We start from the raw sequence: 17,187 nt of genomic DNA on the forward strand, positions 1-17,187 counted from the left end.
GGTTATTAAGGTTTCTGGGCCGCTTCGCTTTCGGCAGCCTTAGCCGCAGCCATCTCTGCCTTCGTGCGGCGCTTTCTTGTCTTCTTCGCGCTGTTAATGCCGGATTTTTTAATGACCTTAGCCAGCTCGGAAATAATATGCAGCTCGTCCACCGAACAGCCTTTAAGTAAATCGGACAGCTCGTTGCAATAAATCTGCTCGCTGCGATGAATATTATCACATAACAGCTCGTCTACCGACACATCCAGCACATTAGCCAAATGAATAATCGTAGGCAGGCCCAACTTAGTATTACCAGTTTCTATATTGCTGATATGCGGAGTCGACAAACCGGTTAAACCAGCTATATTCCCTTGGGTTAAACCCTTACGCGCACGCGCAGCCTTAATCCGCAGGCCGATAGCCTTATAATCAATGTCTAACTTCACAAAAGTCTCTCCTTTTAATTAACTTACCGTGTTGTAATAACATTATGATTATAGCCGAAATTCTCTTAAAAGGCAAGATGTATCCACAATATTTTTTAATAAAACAGCATTTATTTTTTCAGCACCGGCACAGTCAAGCTGCCTTGAGGCATCAGCAGGATTTTATAATCGGATCCAACATATTTTTCAGCCAAAGCGATGGCCTCGTCCACATCGTCCACAGCTTCAAACAGCAAATCCTTGGCCAGCTTTTTATCAAGCGCCGACACCAAAATAAAACGCGCCTTTTTCATCAAGCGAGTGATAGCGAAGGCCTTATGCGCGCCAATGACGAAATTCTTAGCCAACTGCTCCTTAATCGCATCGGGAGAAGGATGTTCCTGCAAAGCCTTTTCCAAGGCGGCGCTGCCGCTGCCCTCCTCGCATTCGCCCAAAATAATAACCACGCCGCCTTCCTTTACAGCGCACCAGGCGTTATCCATCGTTTTTTGCAGCTGGTAAATATTGATATCCTTAGGATAACCGCCGCAGCTGGCGATAACGATATCCGCTGGCTGCTCGATAGGCGCGCCGTAAACCTGCTCCACAAATTTGCAAGCTTCCAAATGCGCCGTCTCCCAATGTCCGGCAAAAATTTTTAAGAATTGCTTCTGCGCGTCCAAAATAACATTGAACAGGAACATCTTATGCTCCTTGGCAAAAAGGCGCACGCCCTCTATCTGATCGTCGTACACCGGATTGCCGTGCAGCTTGCCCAGCTGCGAATCAGGGCTCATCATCAGGCTGTGATTTTTGCGCACGGTTTCCATAGCCGCCACGCCGGGCAGCACTGCCTTGCGCCCACCGCCAAAGCCGCTGAAGAAATGATACACAATAGTCCCGGTTAAAATTACCAGGTCGACGTCGCAAATCAATTTATTCAGCCACACCGGCGTGCCAAAAGACGTTTCGCCAAAATAAACGAAATCCTCCTGCGCATGGCAATCGCTGTTGTACATTAGCAGACGAGCCGCCGCGTCAGCGCCGACCTGCTCCACCATCTCCTCACGGCTCATGTTGCGATGCGTACCCAGAGCGAAAACTATGCGCATATCCTCGTCCTTTACGCCCAGCTTGTTCATCTCATTCAGCAAAATTGGCATAAAGTCATGCGTATTGGCGACGCGGGTAGAATCGTTGCAGATAAAAGCTACTTTCATTCCCGGTTTCACAAGCTTATCAATAGGCTCGCTGTCAATCGGGTGATAAAGCGCGTCCAGTATGGCAGCCTCTAAATTTTCCAAAGGAGGAAACTGCGCGATTTTAATTTCGTCCAGCACGCGCTCGCGCTCCAAAGTAAAAGTTTTGTAGCCACGCCCATATTTGTACTTATAAGTTGCCTGTGTCATTGTCCCACCTCCGCTTATTTTTAATAATATTTTACCATGTTTACTGCCGCTCTGTCACCATTACTCAATTCATCAGTTGTAAGTATAAGCCGAACTTTATAGTTGCCAGGCACAAGCTTTATCGGCTATTTCAGCTCCTACTTCTTCGGCAGCGACAAAAGCAGCACCGTAAAAATAATGCAGCCCATGCCGATTAAATCCGGCAGCAGCAGCTTCGTATCCAGCAACAGCACCACGGCGATAATCGAAGCTAAGGGCTCGGCGCAGGAAATCAGGCTGGCTTTAGTCGGCCCAACAATTTTCAGCCCCTGCAAATACAAAGCGTAGCTGGCCACAGTCGCGCCTAAAATCAAATAGCCCATCGCCAGCACCGCCGCCGTATCCCAACTGCCGACAGGCGCGAAAGGATTGCGCCAAAGCAGCAGAAACAAACCGGATAACAGCTGCCCCCAACCGATAATCACAGTCGCGTGATATTTTTTTAGCATCTCTACCGGCTTAATGCTGTAATATGCGTAGGACACCGCTGATGCCAAACCGATGGTCAAGGCCGCGGGCGACAGCGCCAGGCTGTCCAGGCTGCCATGGGTAGCAATCAAAAATACGCCCGCCACCGCGCCCACAATGCCTAACAGCTCGCGCCCCTCCGGCAGGCGGCGGTTCTTATAGCTCATCCACAGCATCACATAAATGGGCGCCATGTATTGCAGCACGGTAGCCGTCGCCGCGTTGCACAAAGCTATAGTGTAATAAAAGCCCAGCTGCGCGCCTAAAATACCTAAGAACGAAAATTCCAGCAAATCCCTGGGATTGGAATGCAAAGCCTGCACAATATTCTGCTTCTGCACCACAACGGCAAAGCTTAAAAACAGCAGGCCGCCGATAATCTGACGCACCATAACCAGCCACACCGCGTCCGCCTGATGATATTGATATAAATATTGACCGGATACGCCGCCCATGCCCCAGCAAGCCGCAGCGCCCACAATCAAAAGAATACCCTTAAGCACGTTGTTACTCCTCGTATACTAAAGTAATATAAATTTACTATAACACTTTTAACGCTACTTGTCTATGGAAGGAAACCAGAGTATTATTCCAAAATAAAAATACACAACAGCTGCTGATGTCCGTTGTGTATTGAAGCTCTGAGTTTTGGAAAAACGGGCATCCTACGTTGTGTTCTTTACTGACGTTTTCTCCCTATCCACAAGCTTTTGTTCCTCAACTTTGCGTAACCGCCATAAAAATAGCAGGACTACAAATAGGCGACCTCGACGAAAGGGGGCAGAGGTACGGATCTAATATAAAACAAGAAATTGTGCCCGCCGCCACATAACGCGGACTCTGTCTCTAAATTAAAGTCTAAAATTAAAGTAAAAAGCAGAGTAATGCGCTACACTTCTGTCGCATTACTCTGCTTTTATTTTCTCAAAATAAGCTAGTATTCTCCCCTTACTTTTCTAATTTTTCCAAACACTTCCGCAGGCATGCGAACCTTTCGGCCTCCAAAGCAAAAGCGCCCGCTGTAACCGCCTCGACTAAGCTTGCTCCCGCATATTTTTCGGTAGCTGCCAAATAGGCATACAATACGTGACGGCTGCGGTTACTTAATTTATTTTGCTGCCCGCGGCAATTATTTACGCTATCCACATATTCCTGACACACATTATATAAATTTATAAACTCGCCGCTTTCCGCCGTTTCAGGGCGCAGCACTTCCAAAAGCAGATCTTCCAAATAGCCGCTGCGCCATCTTTTCCCTTGCAATCTGCCGGGAAAGAAAAAATGCGCGCAATAAGGTATTTTAAAGAAGTAAGCGCTGCCGCGAACCACATCCAGCAGCTCTCTGCGCTCCTCCAAATTATTCCCGGCGTCGGCAAAAACAATAATTCTGCGCACTCGCTCGCTGCCCGGTATCAAGGGCAAGCGCTGAGCCAAAACAGAAAGCTGCTCCATACTGCGAAAAATCAAAAACTGACCTTGCGGCAAAGCTACCTTTTGTTTCTGCAAATACTGCATATAGGCCTGTACAAACTGCGCTATTTCCCTGCGCTCGCACAGCAGCAAAAATTCGCTGTTAATAACAAGCTGCTGCTTAGGCATCGGCAGCACCTGTAGCTAAAATAGTCAAAAACTTTTTCAGTTCCCCTAACGCTACATTATCCCAATCGTATGCACCCGCTCTAGCCGCTTCTCCTACCTTCATGCCAACATATTTATCTGTAGCCGAAAGATAAAAATGCAGTTGATTTTTATGCTGCCGTTTAAATTTATGCCCGCGCAGCTTTACGCATTCTTGCAAAAAACTACTGCTTAACGCTCGCGCTTGCCTTTTACTTAACTCATGCTCTTCGCTTTCACGAAAAATTTCCAAGCATAAATCCTCCAACGTACCATTTTGCCAATTACCTTGCTCATCCTTTCCCGGCAATAAAAAATAAGGATATGGGCTTATAATTTTCTGCAGCTCTGGGTCATTTGCCAAAACCGTATTCAAACTGCTAACTGCCGCCAAACTATCGGTTTCCGCATCCCGCATAATGGCAATACGTTCTACTTCATCAAAATTACCCGTGCCTTTAAGCGCAAGTAAATATTTAGCTAAATCCCTAATGCCGCCAAAATCCAGGATTTGAATTTTATCATACGCAAAATTTTCCCGAAGCAATTTATCATTTAAATACCATATCAGGAATTGCATTTCATCCATGCCTTCGCAAAGCAAAAGACACGGCTTCTTAATTTCGTCTTTTCTGTTATTATTCTCCTTCCTCATTGAATCACCTTACCTCCATCTCAGCGTTTAAGGCAAATTCTATCATCTCGCTATCAAAATAATGCGCTTTAATATTTTCGTTTCTTTTATCTAATCTTATATAAGCCATTTTCTCCAAATGTCCAGAAGTTCTTAAAGCATCAACAGCCCCCTGCAGCAAATCCCAACTGTGCGTATTAGCAATAATTTGACAACCATGTTCTATTGCAGTGTATCCTAACAATCCCCACATTTTCTGATACATACTATAATGAAAACCGTTTTCTATTTCATCCAACAAAATAATACTGCCAGGATTAGCGATAATGCCAAGCAAAATATTTAATAGCCGATTCATGCCGTCGCCCATATAGGAAATGGGCATTTTACGTCCGTCCTCTAAAATAGCATAAAGATATCCCGCAGCGCCTTTCATAATCGTTTGCACATCTTTCAATGTCGGTTCAAATATGCGTAACGCTTTGATAATCATGTCTTTTTCATCATTTAAGACTAAGTTTCCAAACCATTGCGCCAGCATATTAGCGTCAAAAAGAGTTTCTGATTTAAATAGCAAAACCATTTGCAGTTTTTGTTTATCCAGCTCTTTCTTGTGAGTATAATTAATACTCAGCCCACTTTCAGAAATATTATAATAACCTCTTTCTTCTAAGTTTGGAGATTGATATTCTAAATACAAGGGGTAATTATTAGGTATGCCTCCTGTTTGCAGGAACAAATTATTCGGCAAAGATATTTTTTCATCAGAAGAAGCTATTCTACCATCTTTCACCAAGGTTAATTGATTTTTATTTCCATCATTATGATGCAAAGCTATTCGCAGTTTTTCCTCAGAGTTAAAATTATAGAATAACGGCTCCCATAATCGCTCTGCTGTCATCAACGGCTGATCATTCATGTGACGCAAAAAATTCATCTGAAAAAAACAATTGGGATTAGCGTGAGCATAGATAAACAACAAAGCTTCTAAAACGCTCGTTTTTCCAGAATTATTTTTGCCGCCAAAAATAGTAATTGGAGCTAACTCAGTATTAAATTTTTTAAAGCCGCGGAAGTTCTCTAATTCAATTTTATTGATCATGATTCTATCCTCGCTCTTCCAGCATTTTCTCCGCCGCCGCTGCTACCTGCTCCACCGTCAAGCGCGTCATGCACTGCATATCATCGCATTTATGCTTCATGCCGCCGGCGCAGCCCAAGCACGGCGGTTTGGCCGTTACAATAAGAGCGTCCTCGGTATAAGGCCCGTATAGCTTAGGACTGGACGGCCCGTACATAGCAACAATAGGCACTTTTTGGCTGATAGCTACATGCATCGGCCCGCTGTCGTTGGTAATAATCAGGCTGCAGCGGCGCATAGCGGCTGCTAAGCCGCCGATAGTAAAGCTTCCCGTCGCCACAACGGGAATTGTCTTCATATAACCGACAGCCTCCTGCACCATTTCTTCATCCATCGTACCGCCAAAGAATACCGGCTTATAGCCCTTGCCTGCCAAAATATCCGCTACCCTGGCAAAGCGCTCCGGCGCCCAGCGTTTAGTCACCACCGCGCTGCCAATATTAAAGCCCACCAATTTATCGCTGCCGAACACGCCATGCTCGCGCCAAAATTCTTCGGCGTGCTGCATGTGCTCCTCGCTGGGAAAAATCTCCAGGCCGTTATGCTCCAGCTTTGGCACGCCTAACTGAGTCAAAACGTCCAAATACATATCGGCAGCATGAATCTTGCGATTCAAAGGCGTAAACACATCCCACAAAGGTTTAAACAGCGTATGCGTAGTGCCTGCGCGCAGTTTGGTTTTAGTCAGTGCGCAAATAAAAGAACAACGCTCGTTAGGATGCAGATTTATCAGCACGTCAAAATCCATTTTGCTCAAGCGGCGGGCGCAAGCAGCTAAAGCCAGCAGGCTGTTGTCGCGGCCTTTTTTATCTATGGTGATTACCTCGTCTAAATACGGATTATGCAAAACCACGTCCTTGAGCTTTTCATCCGCCAGAAAAGTAATATGCGCCGTAGGCGCAGCCTTGCGCAGCGCATGAATAAAGGGCGTAGTCAGCGTTAAATCGCCCAGATGCATTAAAAATGTAACTAATATTTTCTTTCCATCTAACTCAACCGCTTTAACCATCAGCGTTCACCTTTTTTCGATAGATTTCGTATACCATTTCCGGCGTAATATCATGCATACAATGCCAATTATCACATTTTTTCTTCAAACAGCCTGCACATGCCGCCGGAGACAGCAGCACCGTAGAATTTGTACTGCCGTACGGCCCGGTACGGTCGGCTTTCGTCGGCCCGTACATAGCGACCAAGGGCTTTTTCAAAGCCGCGGCAAAATGCAAAGGACCTGTATCCGCGCTGATATAAAAACTGCATCCTTTAATAAGCGCCGCCAGCTCTCGCAAGGAAGTTTGTCCGGTCAGGTCGATTATCAAAGGAGAAGCGCACTGCTCAGCAATAGCTTTACCTTTGGCCGCATCGTCAGGCCCGCCGGCCAAAACTATACAATCGCCTGCCGCGGTAATTTTTTGCGCCAAAGCCACATAATGCGCCACAGGCCACTCCTTGGTAACCCACCTTGCGCCGGGCACAATGACTACATAAGCGCCTCCTTGCCAGCCACGCTCCCGTAATTTCGCCTGCACGCCAGCGGTTTCTTTGCTTAAATCAGGCATGGGAAACTGCACGTCGTCCAAGCTGTCTATCTGCGCGCCCAAATAGCGAGCTACATCCAAATAGCGTTCGATAACGTGCGCCTTGCTATGGCTGCCGCAGATAGCCTTACTGATGAAGCCGCTGCCTTCGCGCATTTCGCAATAACCAATGCGATTATCGCAGCCGCTGATCGCCGCCAGTACCGCGCTTTTAAACAAGCCCTGCATATCGATTACCAAATCAAAACGCTTGCTGTGCAGCAAGGCGCGCATCTGACAAAAATATTTCAGCTTGTCGGCCACGCCCATTTTATTAAATTTTACCTTATCAAAATACAACACCTCGTCGATAACCGGCTGGTCTGGTACAAATCCGGCAAATTGCGGATGCACCAGCCATGTTATGCGGGCGTGGGGAAAGGGCTGCCGCAAAGCTGCCGCCAAGGGCAGCGTATGCAAAATATCTCCCAAGGAGCTCATTTTGATAAGTAAAATATTTTTGTATTCCATTCCCATGCTCTCTTTCAATCCTAAGGGAAATTATCCAAGTATGCCTTTAACAAACTCCAGCAGATTACCGCCCTTAAACAAATAGCCCTTGATACCGGCAGCCTCCGCCGCCTCCACATCGCGCTGGCCGTCGCCAATTAAAAAGCTCTGCTCTTTATCGATATCATATTCGTCAAAGGCCTGCAGCAGCATGCCCGGCTTTGGCTTGCGGCAATCGCAGTCGCAACTGTATTCCGGCACAACGCCCTCCTTATGATGGGGGCAATAATAAATCTTTTCAATTTTGCCGCCGGCCGCAGCAAGCTCCCGCTGCATATAAGCGTGCAGCTCCTGCATTTGCTCCACAGTATAATAACCGCGAGCGATGCCGCTTTGATTCGTCACGATAAAGAGCTTGTATCCCAAAGCGGTCAAATAAGCCGCCGCCTCTTTAGCGCCGTCAACCCAGCGCAGCTCCTCAATTTTATAAAGATAGGCCACGTCCACATTGAGAACGCCGTCCCTATCAAAAAAGACAGCCTTATCCTTCATAAACATAATAACCGCCGGTCTTATCCAAAAGCTGGCAATATTCCTCAGCCGCTTCTTCAATAGGCGTAAAGCCGCCGTCATAGCCTGCGGCTAATAAATTAGTCGCATCCGCTTCCGTAAAGCTTTGATATTTACCCTTCAAAATTTCCGGGAAGGGCACGTATTCCAGCTCGCCGCTGCCAAAATGCTGCAGCACGGCCTTCGCCAATGTGTTGAAGGGATGAGCGTGACCCGTACCGCAGTTGAAAATGCCGCTGATTTCCGGATGCTCCCAGAAGTAGAAGTTTACCTTCACCACGTCCTTAACGTAAATAAAGTCGCGGGTTTGCTCGCCGGGGCCGTAGCCGTCGTACTCGCCGAACAGCTTTACCTTATGCTCAGCTTTCCATTGATTGTACATTTGGAAAATCATAGACGCCATTTTGCCCTTATGATTTTCCTGCGGACCGTAAACATTGAAATAACGCAGGCCCACTACCTGGCTTTGAGCGGCAGGCAGCAAGCGGCGCAAATAATTATCAAAGAAAAGCTTGGAAAAAGCGTAGACGTTCAGCGCCTCCTCGCAGGCTGGCTCCTCTTTAAAGCCATGGGCGCCGCTGCCATAGGTGGACGCAGAGGAAGCGTACATCAGCTGAATTTTGCGGTCCAGGCAGAAATGCAGCACATTTTTCGTATACTCAAAATTATTTTCCATCATGTACTTGCCATTATACTCCATAGTATCGGAGCAAGCGCCCTCATGGAAAATAACGTCGATTTTATCATGATTGAATTTACCGGCCTTCAGCGCGTCCATAAAGGCGTACTTATCCATATAATCGTGTACCTTCAGGCCCTGGATATTTTTAAACTTCACCATATTGGTCAGATTATCGACTACTAAAATGTCGTCGATACCGCGGTCGTTCAAACCCTTGACAATATTGCTGCCGATAAAACCGGCGCCGCCAGTTACAATAATCATAATTTACCCTCCTTAACCATCTTAGCAATCTTTTCTACTACGCCAGTAGTGGAGTAGCCGTCTTCAAATTCTATAATGCGCACCTCGCCGGCATATTCGCGTCCTGCAACCTCCTCCGGCTTATAATCGCCGCCCTTAACTAAAATATCAGGGCGGATTTTTTCAATAAGCTCCGTCGGCGTATCCTGATCGAACAGCACCACCGCGTCCACACAGGCCAAAGCCGCTAAAACCCGCGCCCGGTCCAGCTCGTGTACCAGGGGCCGCGTTTCTCCCTTCAAGCGGCGCACGGAAGCGTCCGTATTCAGGCCCACAATCAGGTGCTTGCCCAGATTGCGCGCCTTTTCCAAATAAGTCACATGACCAACATGCAGGATATCAAAGCAGCCGTTGGTGAAAACAATTTTCTCACCGCAGGCTTTCCAGGTAGCGGCCAAGGAAGCAATCTCCTGCCAGCTCAGCGTGCGGTAGCCCCTTCCCTGCTTACGTTCCTCCGTCAGCAAATCCTTAAGCAGCTCGTCCCGATGCACGGGATAAGTGCCAACCTTAGCCACTACGATGCCGGCAGCACGGTTAGCCATATAAATAGCGTCTTTCAAAGGCAGCTTGCCCGCCGCACCGGCCAGCAACGTTGCCGCTACCGTATCGCCTGCGCCCGACACATCGAAAACCTCGATCGCCGTTGCCGGACTGTGCAGCACCTCGTGATCGTTAATCAGCGACATGCCCCGCTCGCTGCGGGTTACTACTACATTTTTTATATAGTACTTATCCTTAGCGGCTCGCCCCTTTCCCACAACCGCCGCATCCTCATTGTCCTTTTGGCAGCCTGCTGCCTCGCACATTTCCTTTAAATTAGGCGTAATGAAATCGCAGCCGCTGTACTTCGTCCAATCTGCGCCCTTAGGGTCGATGAGCACGGGAATATTATAAGCGTGACCTTCGTTAATCACCCACTGGCAAAAATCGTCGGAGCAAACGCCTTTGGCATAATCGGACACAATAATGCCGTCCAGCCCATCGTCCAGCAATCCGGCCAGCCACTGACGCAACGCCACTATTTCCTCCGGATACAAATCTCCAGTTTCTTCAAAATCAAGACGCAGCATTTGCTGATTGCCGCCCAATACACGCAACTTAGTAATGGTTTTGCGGCGCTCGCTTTTCACCAAACCGCTGTAATCGATACCGGCGTCGGCCATTAAGCGTTCCAACAGGACCCGGTTATCATCGTCGCCGGTAACGCCGCCCATAAATACTTGGCATTCCAAATGCGCCAGATTAGCCGCTACGTTAGTCGCTCCGCCCAGCACCGATTTAATGCGGTTGATTTTTGTTACAGGCACCGGCGCTTCGGGAGAAATACGCTTTACCTCGCCATGAAAATAACGGTCCAGCATCACGTCGCCAATAACGGCGATTTTTAATTTTTTTATTTGCTCTGCTAAAAAAGTTGTTACAGCCAAGCCTGCCACTCTATTCACCATCCACCAGCTCGCACAAAATATGTCCGATTAAAATATGCATTTCCTGCGCCCGCGCCGTCACCTTAGCCGGCACGGCAATACATTGGTCGCACAGCTCTGCCATTTTGCCGCCGCCAGCCGCCGTCATGCCTACGCAGTACACGCCCATAGCTTTAGCCAGCTCAACGGCCTGCACCACGTTGGCGCTGTTGCCGCTGGTAGAAATGCCCACCAGCACGTCGCCGGGTTTAGCCAGCGCTTCCACCTGGCGCACAAAAACCTTGTCATAACCGTAATCGTTGCCCACTGCCGTTAAAATAGACGTGTCCACCGTTAAAGCGATGGCAGGCAAGCCGCGGCGCTCCTTTTGAAAGCGCCCCACAAATTCAGCCGCCAAATGCTGGCTGTCGGCAGCACTGCCGCCGTTACCGCCAAACAGCACCTTATTGCCCGCCGCCAGGGCTTTTTTTATCTCCGCGGCAATCACCTCGATCTGCGCCAAAATATTGCTGTGCAGAACGGCGTGCGCCACTTCCAGGTGGTCTAAAAATCTTTGCTCAATAATTTTTTGCATAATCGCTAACCTCAAATTTTAAAATGCTGTAAATTCATATTTCAGTTCGAAGGAGTGATCGTTCTTATAATGCTCGTCCGTATATTCCAAAACGACCTGCCAGCAGCAGAATTTATGCGTCCACCGGTAAATAGTTTCGTACTTGCTGCGGGAATCCAAATCATAACGGTTAATAACCGCTAAAATATTTTTGTCATCCGGCTTATATTGCAAGCCGTTGCGCAATTCTACCGGCATATCCGGCTGATCGTAGGTAAACAAGCGGGTCGTAAAATCTTCGCGATAGTATCCCACCCACGTATTCCATTTATCGGTAAGCTTTTGGTTCACCGTAGCGTAATAAACATTGGTTGACGACGTAGGGCCTTGTTCTTCGCTTTCGCGCGTCCACTTCTTGCCGATGGTCAAATCTATCGTCGTATAATCCTTAAATAAATATATCCTGTCATGGTTTAAAAAAGCGCCGTATTCCGTGTGCCAGCTTTGCACATTAGTATCTTCGTTGCGCCACAAACCGCGCTCGTAATAAGCGCTGTAGGAAAGCGGCAGCTTATCCGTAAAATGATGCGGTTTGTAATCGAATCTTATATCGCGCTGCTTCTTTACCCACTCGTCGTCCTTTTCGTCCCAACCGTCCTGCACGGTTATCTTAAAATTACGCTCGTCATGAGTCAAGCCGAACATGGGCTTATATCCGTCTTTAGTATAATAATTTAAATCGGCGTAAAACGTATCCCTTTCAGATAGCGGACGTTCGTAAGATACGTTAATGTAAGTGCCCTTATCGCTGTCCTTGAAGCCGATATGCGGGACAATTTTCTCCTGGCTTTTTCCGCTCAGCGTATTTTCCCAATAGTCGCGCGAATAGATATGCTTACCGCGAATAAAAACCTGCACATCCTTGGCCAGCATTTTTTCTCCAGGATAAACCTCGAAAGTTTTTGCCCTGATTTCCAGGCACTTGGGATGTTTAACGGCAGGACAGCGCGTCAGCGTGCCGCCTTCGTCCAGCGTCATTTTTTCAGGGTCGATAACCGCGTGCGGCGCATAGTAAAAGTCCTTGCCGTTGTAGCCGGACATTTTTTTCAGTTCGCCGGTCTTGGTATTAAAATTATAATGTCCCCATTCAGCTTTAGTAGTGGAGCCAATCTCCTCCAGTGTGCCGCCTTCCTTGAGCCACACGTCGCCAGTTTTCATATTGCCGACTACAGCGGTCGTATAGATAATCTGATTGCCCTGCGTCACTTTAATATTGCCTTCGGCATGAAAATCGCCGCTGACGCTATCGTATACGGCGTGCTCGCCGGTCAGCGTAATAGGCAGCGGTTGGGAGCCGTCATGCTTTTCACGATGCTTAACAGCATTATTGGGCGCCATCTCCATATCAGGACCGGCGAAGCGCTCGTCGCCCGTATTTGTATATTGAGCGGCATAAACCGGCACGCACAGACTGAGTGCCAACGCAGCTGCGAAAAATGTTTTCTTCATGAGTATGCTCCTTTGTATAGTAGGATAAGAAAAATTTGCATAATAATCCACTTAACATTATACCACAAAAAAATAAAAAGCCCACTTTTTTAGAGTGAGCTTTTTCAATGTTTTTGTGAGATTTTAAACGGCTGACGCCTTCTTTTTTAATATGACAGCGGAGAAGGCGCCAGATACAAGAAAAGGCGACGATAGCGTATCGTTAATACTCCGAGGAGCCTTGACGAAGTAGATGTCGGCTTATACGCTGTCATCACTCGCTGTAAACAACGCCCTGCATAGTTACATCCTCCGACGTCTGCACATAAGTTTCACAGCCTACGGGAATAGTTACGGAATTGCCTTTAACAAAAGCGCCGCCGACAACGCCTACGGGTCCTAAAATAATCATGCCGCCGATAGCTACGCCTGCCGCGCCCGCAATGCTTTCAGCCTTTTGCTTGGCCAGCTCGCCTACAGTCAAAGGAATTTTTGTCCCGTCAACACCGTAAATATACGTAAAGGTAATATCTATGCGCCCGTCCTTACCGAAAATACCGGGCTGCACAACTTTTTTAATTACGCCCACGCCGGTCGCGCCTTTAGGCAGCACCAGCACGTCGTTGACATACAAATTATCCGCAGCCTTAAAGTTCACCGTATCTCCCTGACGGCTCATCTTAGTGCTCAATTCCGAAGTAAAAGCGATTTTAAAAACGGAATCTTTAGGCAGAGTAACCTGCTGCACCGGCACGTTGCCGTCGCTGTAGGACGCAAGCTTCAGCAGCTCCTCTAAACGTCCGGAAAGAGAACCGCTCTGCGCCTGGCCAAACAGCAGCTTTTCCGTGGCCTCAATACGATTTTTTGCCGGACCGCCGGACATACTTTCATTCATGCGCCACTCCACCACGTTCAGCTTGGTAGCAAAGGAAGCTTCGCCGGATTCGGGTGTGCCCTCGAGATAATCGTACATATTATCCACGCGGTTTAAAATGGCATCAGTCGTTAAAGCACCGTAAACGTCGTCCTCCAGACTATCCATGCGCTGAATCAGAGAACCGCTCTGCTCCGTACCGTACAGCAGCTTTTCCATAGCGCCTATTTTATCGGCCACAGGCAGATTTACATCGTTGGCAAAACCGGGCATTACCATAGTAAAGCAGAACACAAAAGTCAGCAAAAGAGTTGCAAGCTTTCTTTTCAATTTACATACCTCCTGTCAGAGTAAGCTATATCATATTTATTATAGCATATTCCACAATAAAAGAATAGCTTGCCCGCAGGTTGCAGGTAAGCTAAAACAATTTATTTTTTATATTGAGCCACAGCGGCTGCTACTGCCGCCTCTATTTCGTCCATTTTTGCAAAACGGCGGCGGTGCTGCGCCCGTTTGGACGGTTTCAATTCCTCCATGGATTTGCGGTATTCGGCCGTGGGCATCACATAAAAACGGTGGTCGGAACACTGGCTGCCCTCGCATTCCTGCCAAAACGCGCCGAAGTCCGTCTTTAGCTTGCGGTCCGCGCGAATGTGGTTCATAGCGTAATAGCCCTCGTTAGCCACAGCGTAAATTTGCTCGATGCCCAACGCTTTCGCAAAGCTGCGCATACCATAAAAAATCAAATTCTTCGTCCGATAGCCGAAGAAAGCTTTCGTCAGCCCCTTAATCAAATCGTTGCCGTTCTGCGGCCCCTGCAAGGCGCCTATAAAAATTGCGGGCTTGCCGTCGGCGATATTCCTGCCCAGCCAGAACATAATTTGATACAAAGCCTCGTCGCCGTAAAATAACATCAGCGACAGGCAGCCCTCCTTGCGCTGCCCGGCATGGAAGAACAAGTCCAGGGTCAACGGTTTATCCTCATAAGAATCGCGCCACAGTTCCACGCGCTTATGCTCACCATATAATTTGTTCATTAGCTCCGGCTGAAAATACTGCTCCAAAAGCAAAATATGATTTTTTAGCAAAGCCACGCGCTCGTCCCAGGTCGAGCCCTTATAGAAGAAAGCTCGGGTAGTCTGCTCTAAAAAGGACGGCGTGCCTTTAAGCCAGCTCCAGCGTGCAGGCGTAGCGTCAAAAAATTCCAGCACATCGTTCACTGCGCCGCTGTGCAGGCGGCAGCGTGTGCGAAACACCAGATAGCGCTTCATCTCCTTCAGGATATGCGTTTGGTACAGGCTTTTGCCCACGTATTCTAAAATATCTTTTTCCATGAATTACCTCTGCGTCGTTTGAGTATGATTTTATATATTATATCATATTTATCATGGCTCTGTCATCGTCTTCGACTCGCCAATCGCCGGGCAACAGTAAGCAATCCCCTTATTTTACAATAGTGAGCCCATTCCTTGTCGGCTTTGCCGGCTTTGCTTGCCTCTTTACTTTCAGCTCCTCATACGCCCAAGGAAAGTAACCTTCGGCTAGAGAAAACATATCCGGGTACTCGTTGATTTCCATGGCAAATTCGTCCATCGTAGACGGGCGGTAGCTTTGTGGTATTTCGTCTTCGTCGTAAAAACGATCTATCAATTCCTGCACGCCACCGTCTTGCAGCGCTAGTTTAATAAACTTCTTCGTATCTTTATTGCTGCTTGCCAAACGCTTTAAGTAATCCGCAGCTAAATCCATTTCGCCTGATTTAAACATTAAAATCGACAACGGCAACAGCATTTGCGTTTCGTTAGGCTCGCCAAATTTTTTATACAAAGCCAAAGCTTTATCTTTTTCTTCTAAGATAGCGAAAATATGCATCAATTTGTGCCTGACTCCCAAATTGTCGCCTTCGCATAAACGCAACAGTTCTTCACATTCGGCAGCGGCTTTGCGCAACATTCCGGACCCAAATAAAACGTTTATATAATCTGCTTTCGCCCGCATATAAGGGCGCGTTTCGGTAATCAGCCAGTAATCTCCAATATACTCTTGGGCGTCCCAGCCTTTTTGCTGCATAACTTTTTTACCATGCTCCACTACTTCCTGCAATTTATTAAGCAACTCCCAATGATTTTTACAGGTAAGTATCGCTATGCTGCTCAAAGCGTCTATATGGTTCGGGTCCAGCTTAATCGCTTCTTTTAAATATTTCAGTATTTTGGGTTTGCTTCTGCTTTCCGAAGCTAATTCAAAATAATCGTCCGCCGTTTTTGCCGTCTCTTCCGTAAGCGGAACGCGCGGGTTAATATTATGCATCTGCATAAATTCATCGATTGCCTGCTGCGCTTCTTCCTTGCTCATGTCCATCAAACCTCGCTCTTCCAAAAAAGCGTGCAGCTCTTTAAAAATTTTTTCCGTTTCTCTTGACATACGCATATCCTCCCTAAATTCATAGATACTTCTAACGAACTTTATAACTAGTGGATGAAAGTGAACCATACTTTATTATTAGCATATCCGACTACTAGCTAAAAAGCAAGAAATAATTTTTCCTGCCTTACTTATCTATTTTATAATACCATTCGTGAGATAGCTGATAGTCGACTTTCCTTTCAAGCTAACATTCTTTCCCATAACGTTTCGTTACCCTAACCCTCAAGTAAATTTTATTTATAATTTTCCAAAAATTCTCTTGCCATCCGCTTCCTCGTCTGCTATAATATACAAAAGTCAAAAAATCAAAAACGTAATCGTATCTCTTACCCGTTCCCCCAAAACTTTTTAAGAGATAATGCAGTACCTAGCCGGTTGCCCTGCCAACGCACCGGCGGTACTGCTTTTTTTGTTTTACCGGTAACCGCCGCCCACATATATTTCACGCCCGCAATTACCGTTTCACAGCCGGCTATATGAACCGCGCACGCTATTTTACAATGCAAAATCCATGACAGAACCGCTATTAGCATGCTATAATTAAGGAGGAAGAGGATGACTAAAAACAGCTTTGACACACTGCCCATCAGCAACGATTTCATGTTTAAAAAGGTTATGGAAAACAAGCGCCTGTGTAAAAAACTTGTCGGCGCAATTATGCAAAAGGAAATCGCCGACATAATCTACACCGAACCGTGCTGCTACTAAATTCTCAAGGTACGCAGGGCAACGTAACGCCGCTGGTTAAAAACTTTTTGCGTTATGTCAACGAGAATGTGCCTATCGACAAATTTACGCAAGAAGTAGAAGCAGAGGTAGTGCGGCTGCGGCAGGATAAGAAGGCGAGGCGAGAATATATGGTATTATCTACAAGATTAAAAGACGAACGCATGGAAGGTCGTAGGGAAGGCAGAGCAGAAGGCATAGCAGCAAAAACACGTGATATAGCGCTCGATATGCTCAAGGACAAGTATACCTTAGCGCAGATTCTCAAGCTTTCCCGCTTGAGCAAGGAAGAAATTTACGCTTTGGCGCAGGCCAACGATTTGCAAGTAATTGAATAGCTTCTCGCTTTAGGCGGACGCAAAAGCTGAACGCCCCGACGCACTGCAAAATTA

General features: G+C 47.1%; 18 protein-coding genes. 2 read left to right on the plus strand and 16 right to left on the minus strand.

From position 1 onward, the window contains the following. Nucleotides 1-5: 5 nt before the first annotated feature. The 16 genes from QZ105_RS02085 to QZ105_RS02160 all read right to left on the minus strand — a co-directional run bounded on the left by QZ105_RS02085 (nt 6) and on the right by QZ105_RS02160 (nt 15,997). Nucleotides 6-428: a helix-turn-helix transcriptional regulator gene (locus QZ105_RS02085; protein ID WP_293728195.1), complete on the minus strand. Its 423-nt coding sequence runs from the start codon at nt 426-428 to the stop codon at nt 6-8. A 110-nt stretch (nt 429-538) separates the two neighbouring features. Then, a complete protein-coding gene (gene larA / locus QZ105_RS02090) occupies nt 539-1,816 on the minus strand; it encodes a nickel-dependent lactate racemase (protein WP_293728196.1) in 1,278 nt (425 codons plus the stop codon). A gap of 137 nt (nt 1,817-1,953) precedes the next feature. Then, nucleotides 1,954-2,826 (minus strand): EamA family transporter, encoded by an 873-nt coding sequence (locus tag QZ105_RS02095; RefSeq protein ID WP_293728197.1) that lies wholly within the window; start codon nt 2,824-2,826, stop codon nt 1,954-1,956. Nucleotides 2,827-3,271: 445 nt separating this feature from the next. After that, nucleotides 3,272-3,922, minus strand: a complete 651-nt coding sequence (locus QZ105_RS02100) for a hypothetical protein (RefSeq protein ID WP_293728198.1) — start codon at nt 3,920-3,922, stop codon at nt 3,272-3,274. Further along, the gene (locus tag QZ105_RS02105) at nt 3,915-4,595 is read right to left on the minus strand and encodes a DUF3226 domain-containing protein (protein WP_293728199.1); all 681 of its coding nucleotides are present in this window, start codon (nt 4,593-4,595) and stop codon (nt 3,915-3,917) included. Before QZ105_RS02105 ends, QZ105_RS02100 begins: the two co-directional genes overlap by 8 nt. 4 nt (nt 4,596-4,599) lie before the next feature. Next, complete coding sequence (locus tag QZ105_RS02110) at nt 4,600-5,676, minus strand: ATP-binding protein (RefSeq protein ID WP_293728200.1); 1,077 nt, start codon at nt 5,674-5,676, stop codon at nt 4,600-4,602. Between the two features lie 4 nt (nt 5,677-5,680). Next, nucleotides 5,681-6,724, minus strand: a complete 1,044-nt coding sequence (locus QZ105_RS02115; protein WP_293728201.1) for a glycosyltransferase family 9 protein — start codon at nt 6,722-6,724, stop codon at nt 5,681-5,683. After that, entirely contained in the window at nt 6,717-7,763 is a 1,047-nt protein-coding gene (gene waaF / locus QZ105_RS02120) for a lipopolysaccharide heptosyltransferase II (protein WP_293728202.1), read from the minus strand. Before waaF ends, QZ105_RS02115 begins: the two co-directional genes overlap by 8 nt. A 30-nt stretch (nt 7,764-7,793) precedes the next feature. After that, on the minus strand, nt 7,794-8,294 hold the full coding sequence (gene gmhB, locus QZ105_RS02125) for a D-glycero-beta-D-manno-heptose 1,7-bisphosphate 7-phosphatase (RefSeq protein ID WP_366935961.1): 501 nt from the start codon (nt 8,292-8,294) through the stop codon (nt 7,794-7,796). Continuing rightward, on the minus strand, nt 8,284-9,258 hold the full coding sequence (rfaD, locus tag QZ105_RS02130; RefSeq protein ID WP_293728204.1) for an ADP-glyceromanno-heptose 6-epimerase: 975 nt from the start codon (nt 9,256-9,258) through the stop codon (nt 8,284-8,286). The genes gmhB and rfaD overlap by 11 nt, the downstream gene beginning before the upstream one ends. Next, a complete protein-coding gene (rfaE1, locus tag QZ105_RS02135; RefSeq protein WP_293728205.1) occupies nt 9,255-10,745 on the minus strand; it encodes a D-glycero-beta-D-manno-heptose-7-phosphate kinase in 1,491 nt (496 codons plus the stop codon). Before rfaE1 ends, rfaD begins: the two co-directional genes overlap by 4 nt. Then, nucleotides 10,735-11,298, minus strand: a complete 564-nt coding sequence (locus tag QZ105_RS02140; protein WP_293728206.1) for an SIS domain-containing protein — start codon at nt 11,296-11,298, stop codon at nt 10,735-10,737. Before QZ105_RS02140 ends, rfaE1 begins: the two co-directional genes overlap by 11 nt. A gap of 18 nt (nt 11,299-11,316) precedes the next feature. Next, a complete protein-coding gene (locus tag QZ105_RS02145; RefSeq protein ID WP_293728207.1) occupies nt 11,317-12,786 on the minus strand; it encodes an organic solvent tolerance protein OstA in 1,470 nt (489 codons plus the stop codon). 253 nt (nt 12,787-13,039) lie between these two features. After that, the gene (locus tag QZ105_RS02150) at nt 13,040-13,969 is read right to left on the minus strand and encodes a hypothetical protein (protein ID WP_293728208.1); all 930 of its coding nucleotides are present in this window, start codon (nt 13,967-13,969) and stop codon (nt 13,040-13,042) included. 101 nt (nt 13,970-14,070) lie between these two features. After that, entirely contained in the window at nt 14,071-14,976 is a 906-nt protein-coding gene (locus QZ105_RS02155) for a VirK/YbjX family protein (RefSeq protein WP_293728209.1), read from the minus strand. Between the two features lie 109 nt (nt 14,977-15,085). Further along, nucleotides 15,086-15,997, minus strand: coding sequence for a hypothetical protein (locus tag QZ105_RS02160; protein ID WP_293728210.1), 912 nt, complete (start codon nt 15,995-15,997; stop codon nt 15,086-15,088). 627 nt (nt 15,998-16,624) lie between these two features. On the opposite strand from QZ105_RS02160, the gene QZ105_RS02165 reads away from it, so the two are divergent. Next, nucleotides 16,625-16,777, plus strand: coding sequence for a hypothetical protein (locus tag QZ105_RS02165; protein ID WP_293728211.1), 153 nt, complete (start codon nt 16,625-16,627; stop codon nt 16,775-16,777). Beyond that, the gene (locus QZ105_RS02170; RefSeq protein ID WP_293728212.1) at nt 16,765-17,133 is read left to right on the plus strand and encodes a hypothetical protein; all 369 of its coding nucleotides are present in this window, start codon (nt 16,765-16,767) and stop codon (nt 17,131-17,133) included. Before QZ105_RS02165 ends, QZ105_RS02170 begins: the two co-directional genes overlap by 13 nt. The last annotated feature ends 54 nt before the right edge of the window (nt 17,134-17,187 follow it).

The organism is uncultured Phascolarctobacterium sp. (assembly GCF_905212365.1).
Lineage (GTDB): Bacteria > Bacillota > Negativicutes > Acidaminococcales > Acidaminococcaceae > Phascolarctobacterium_A.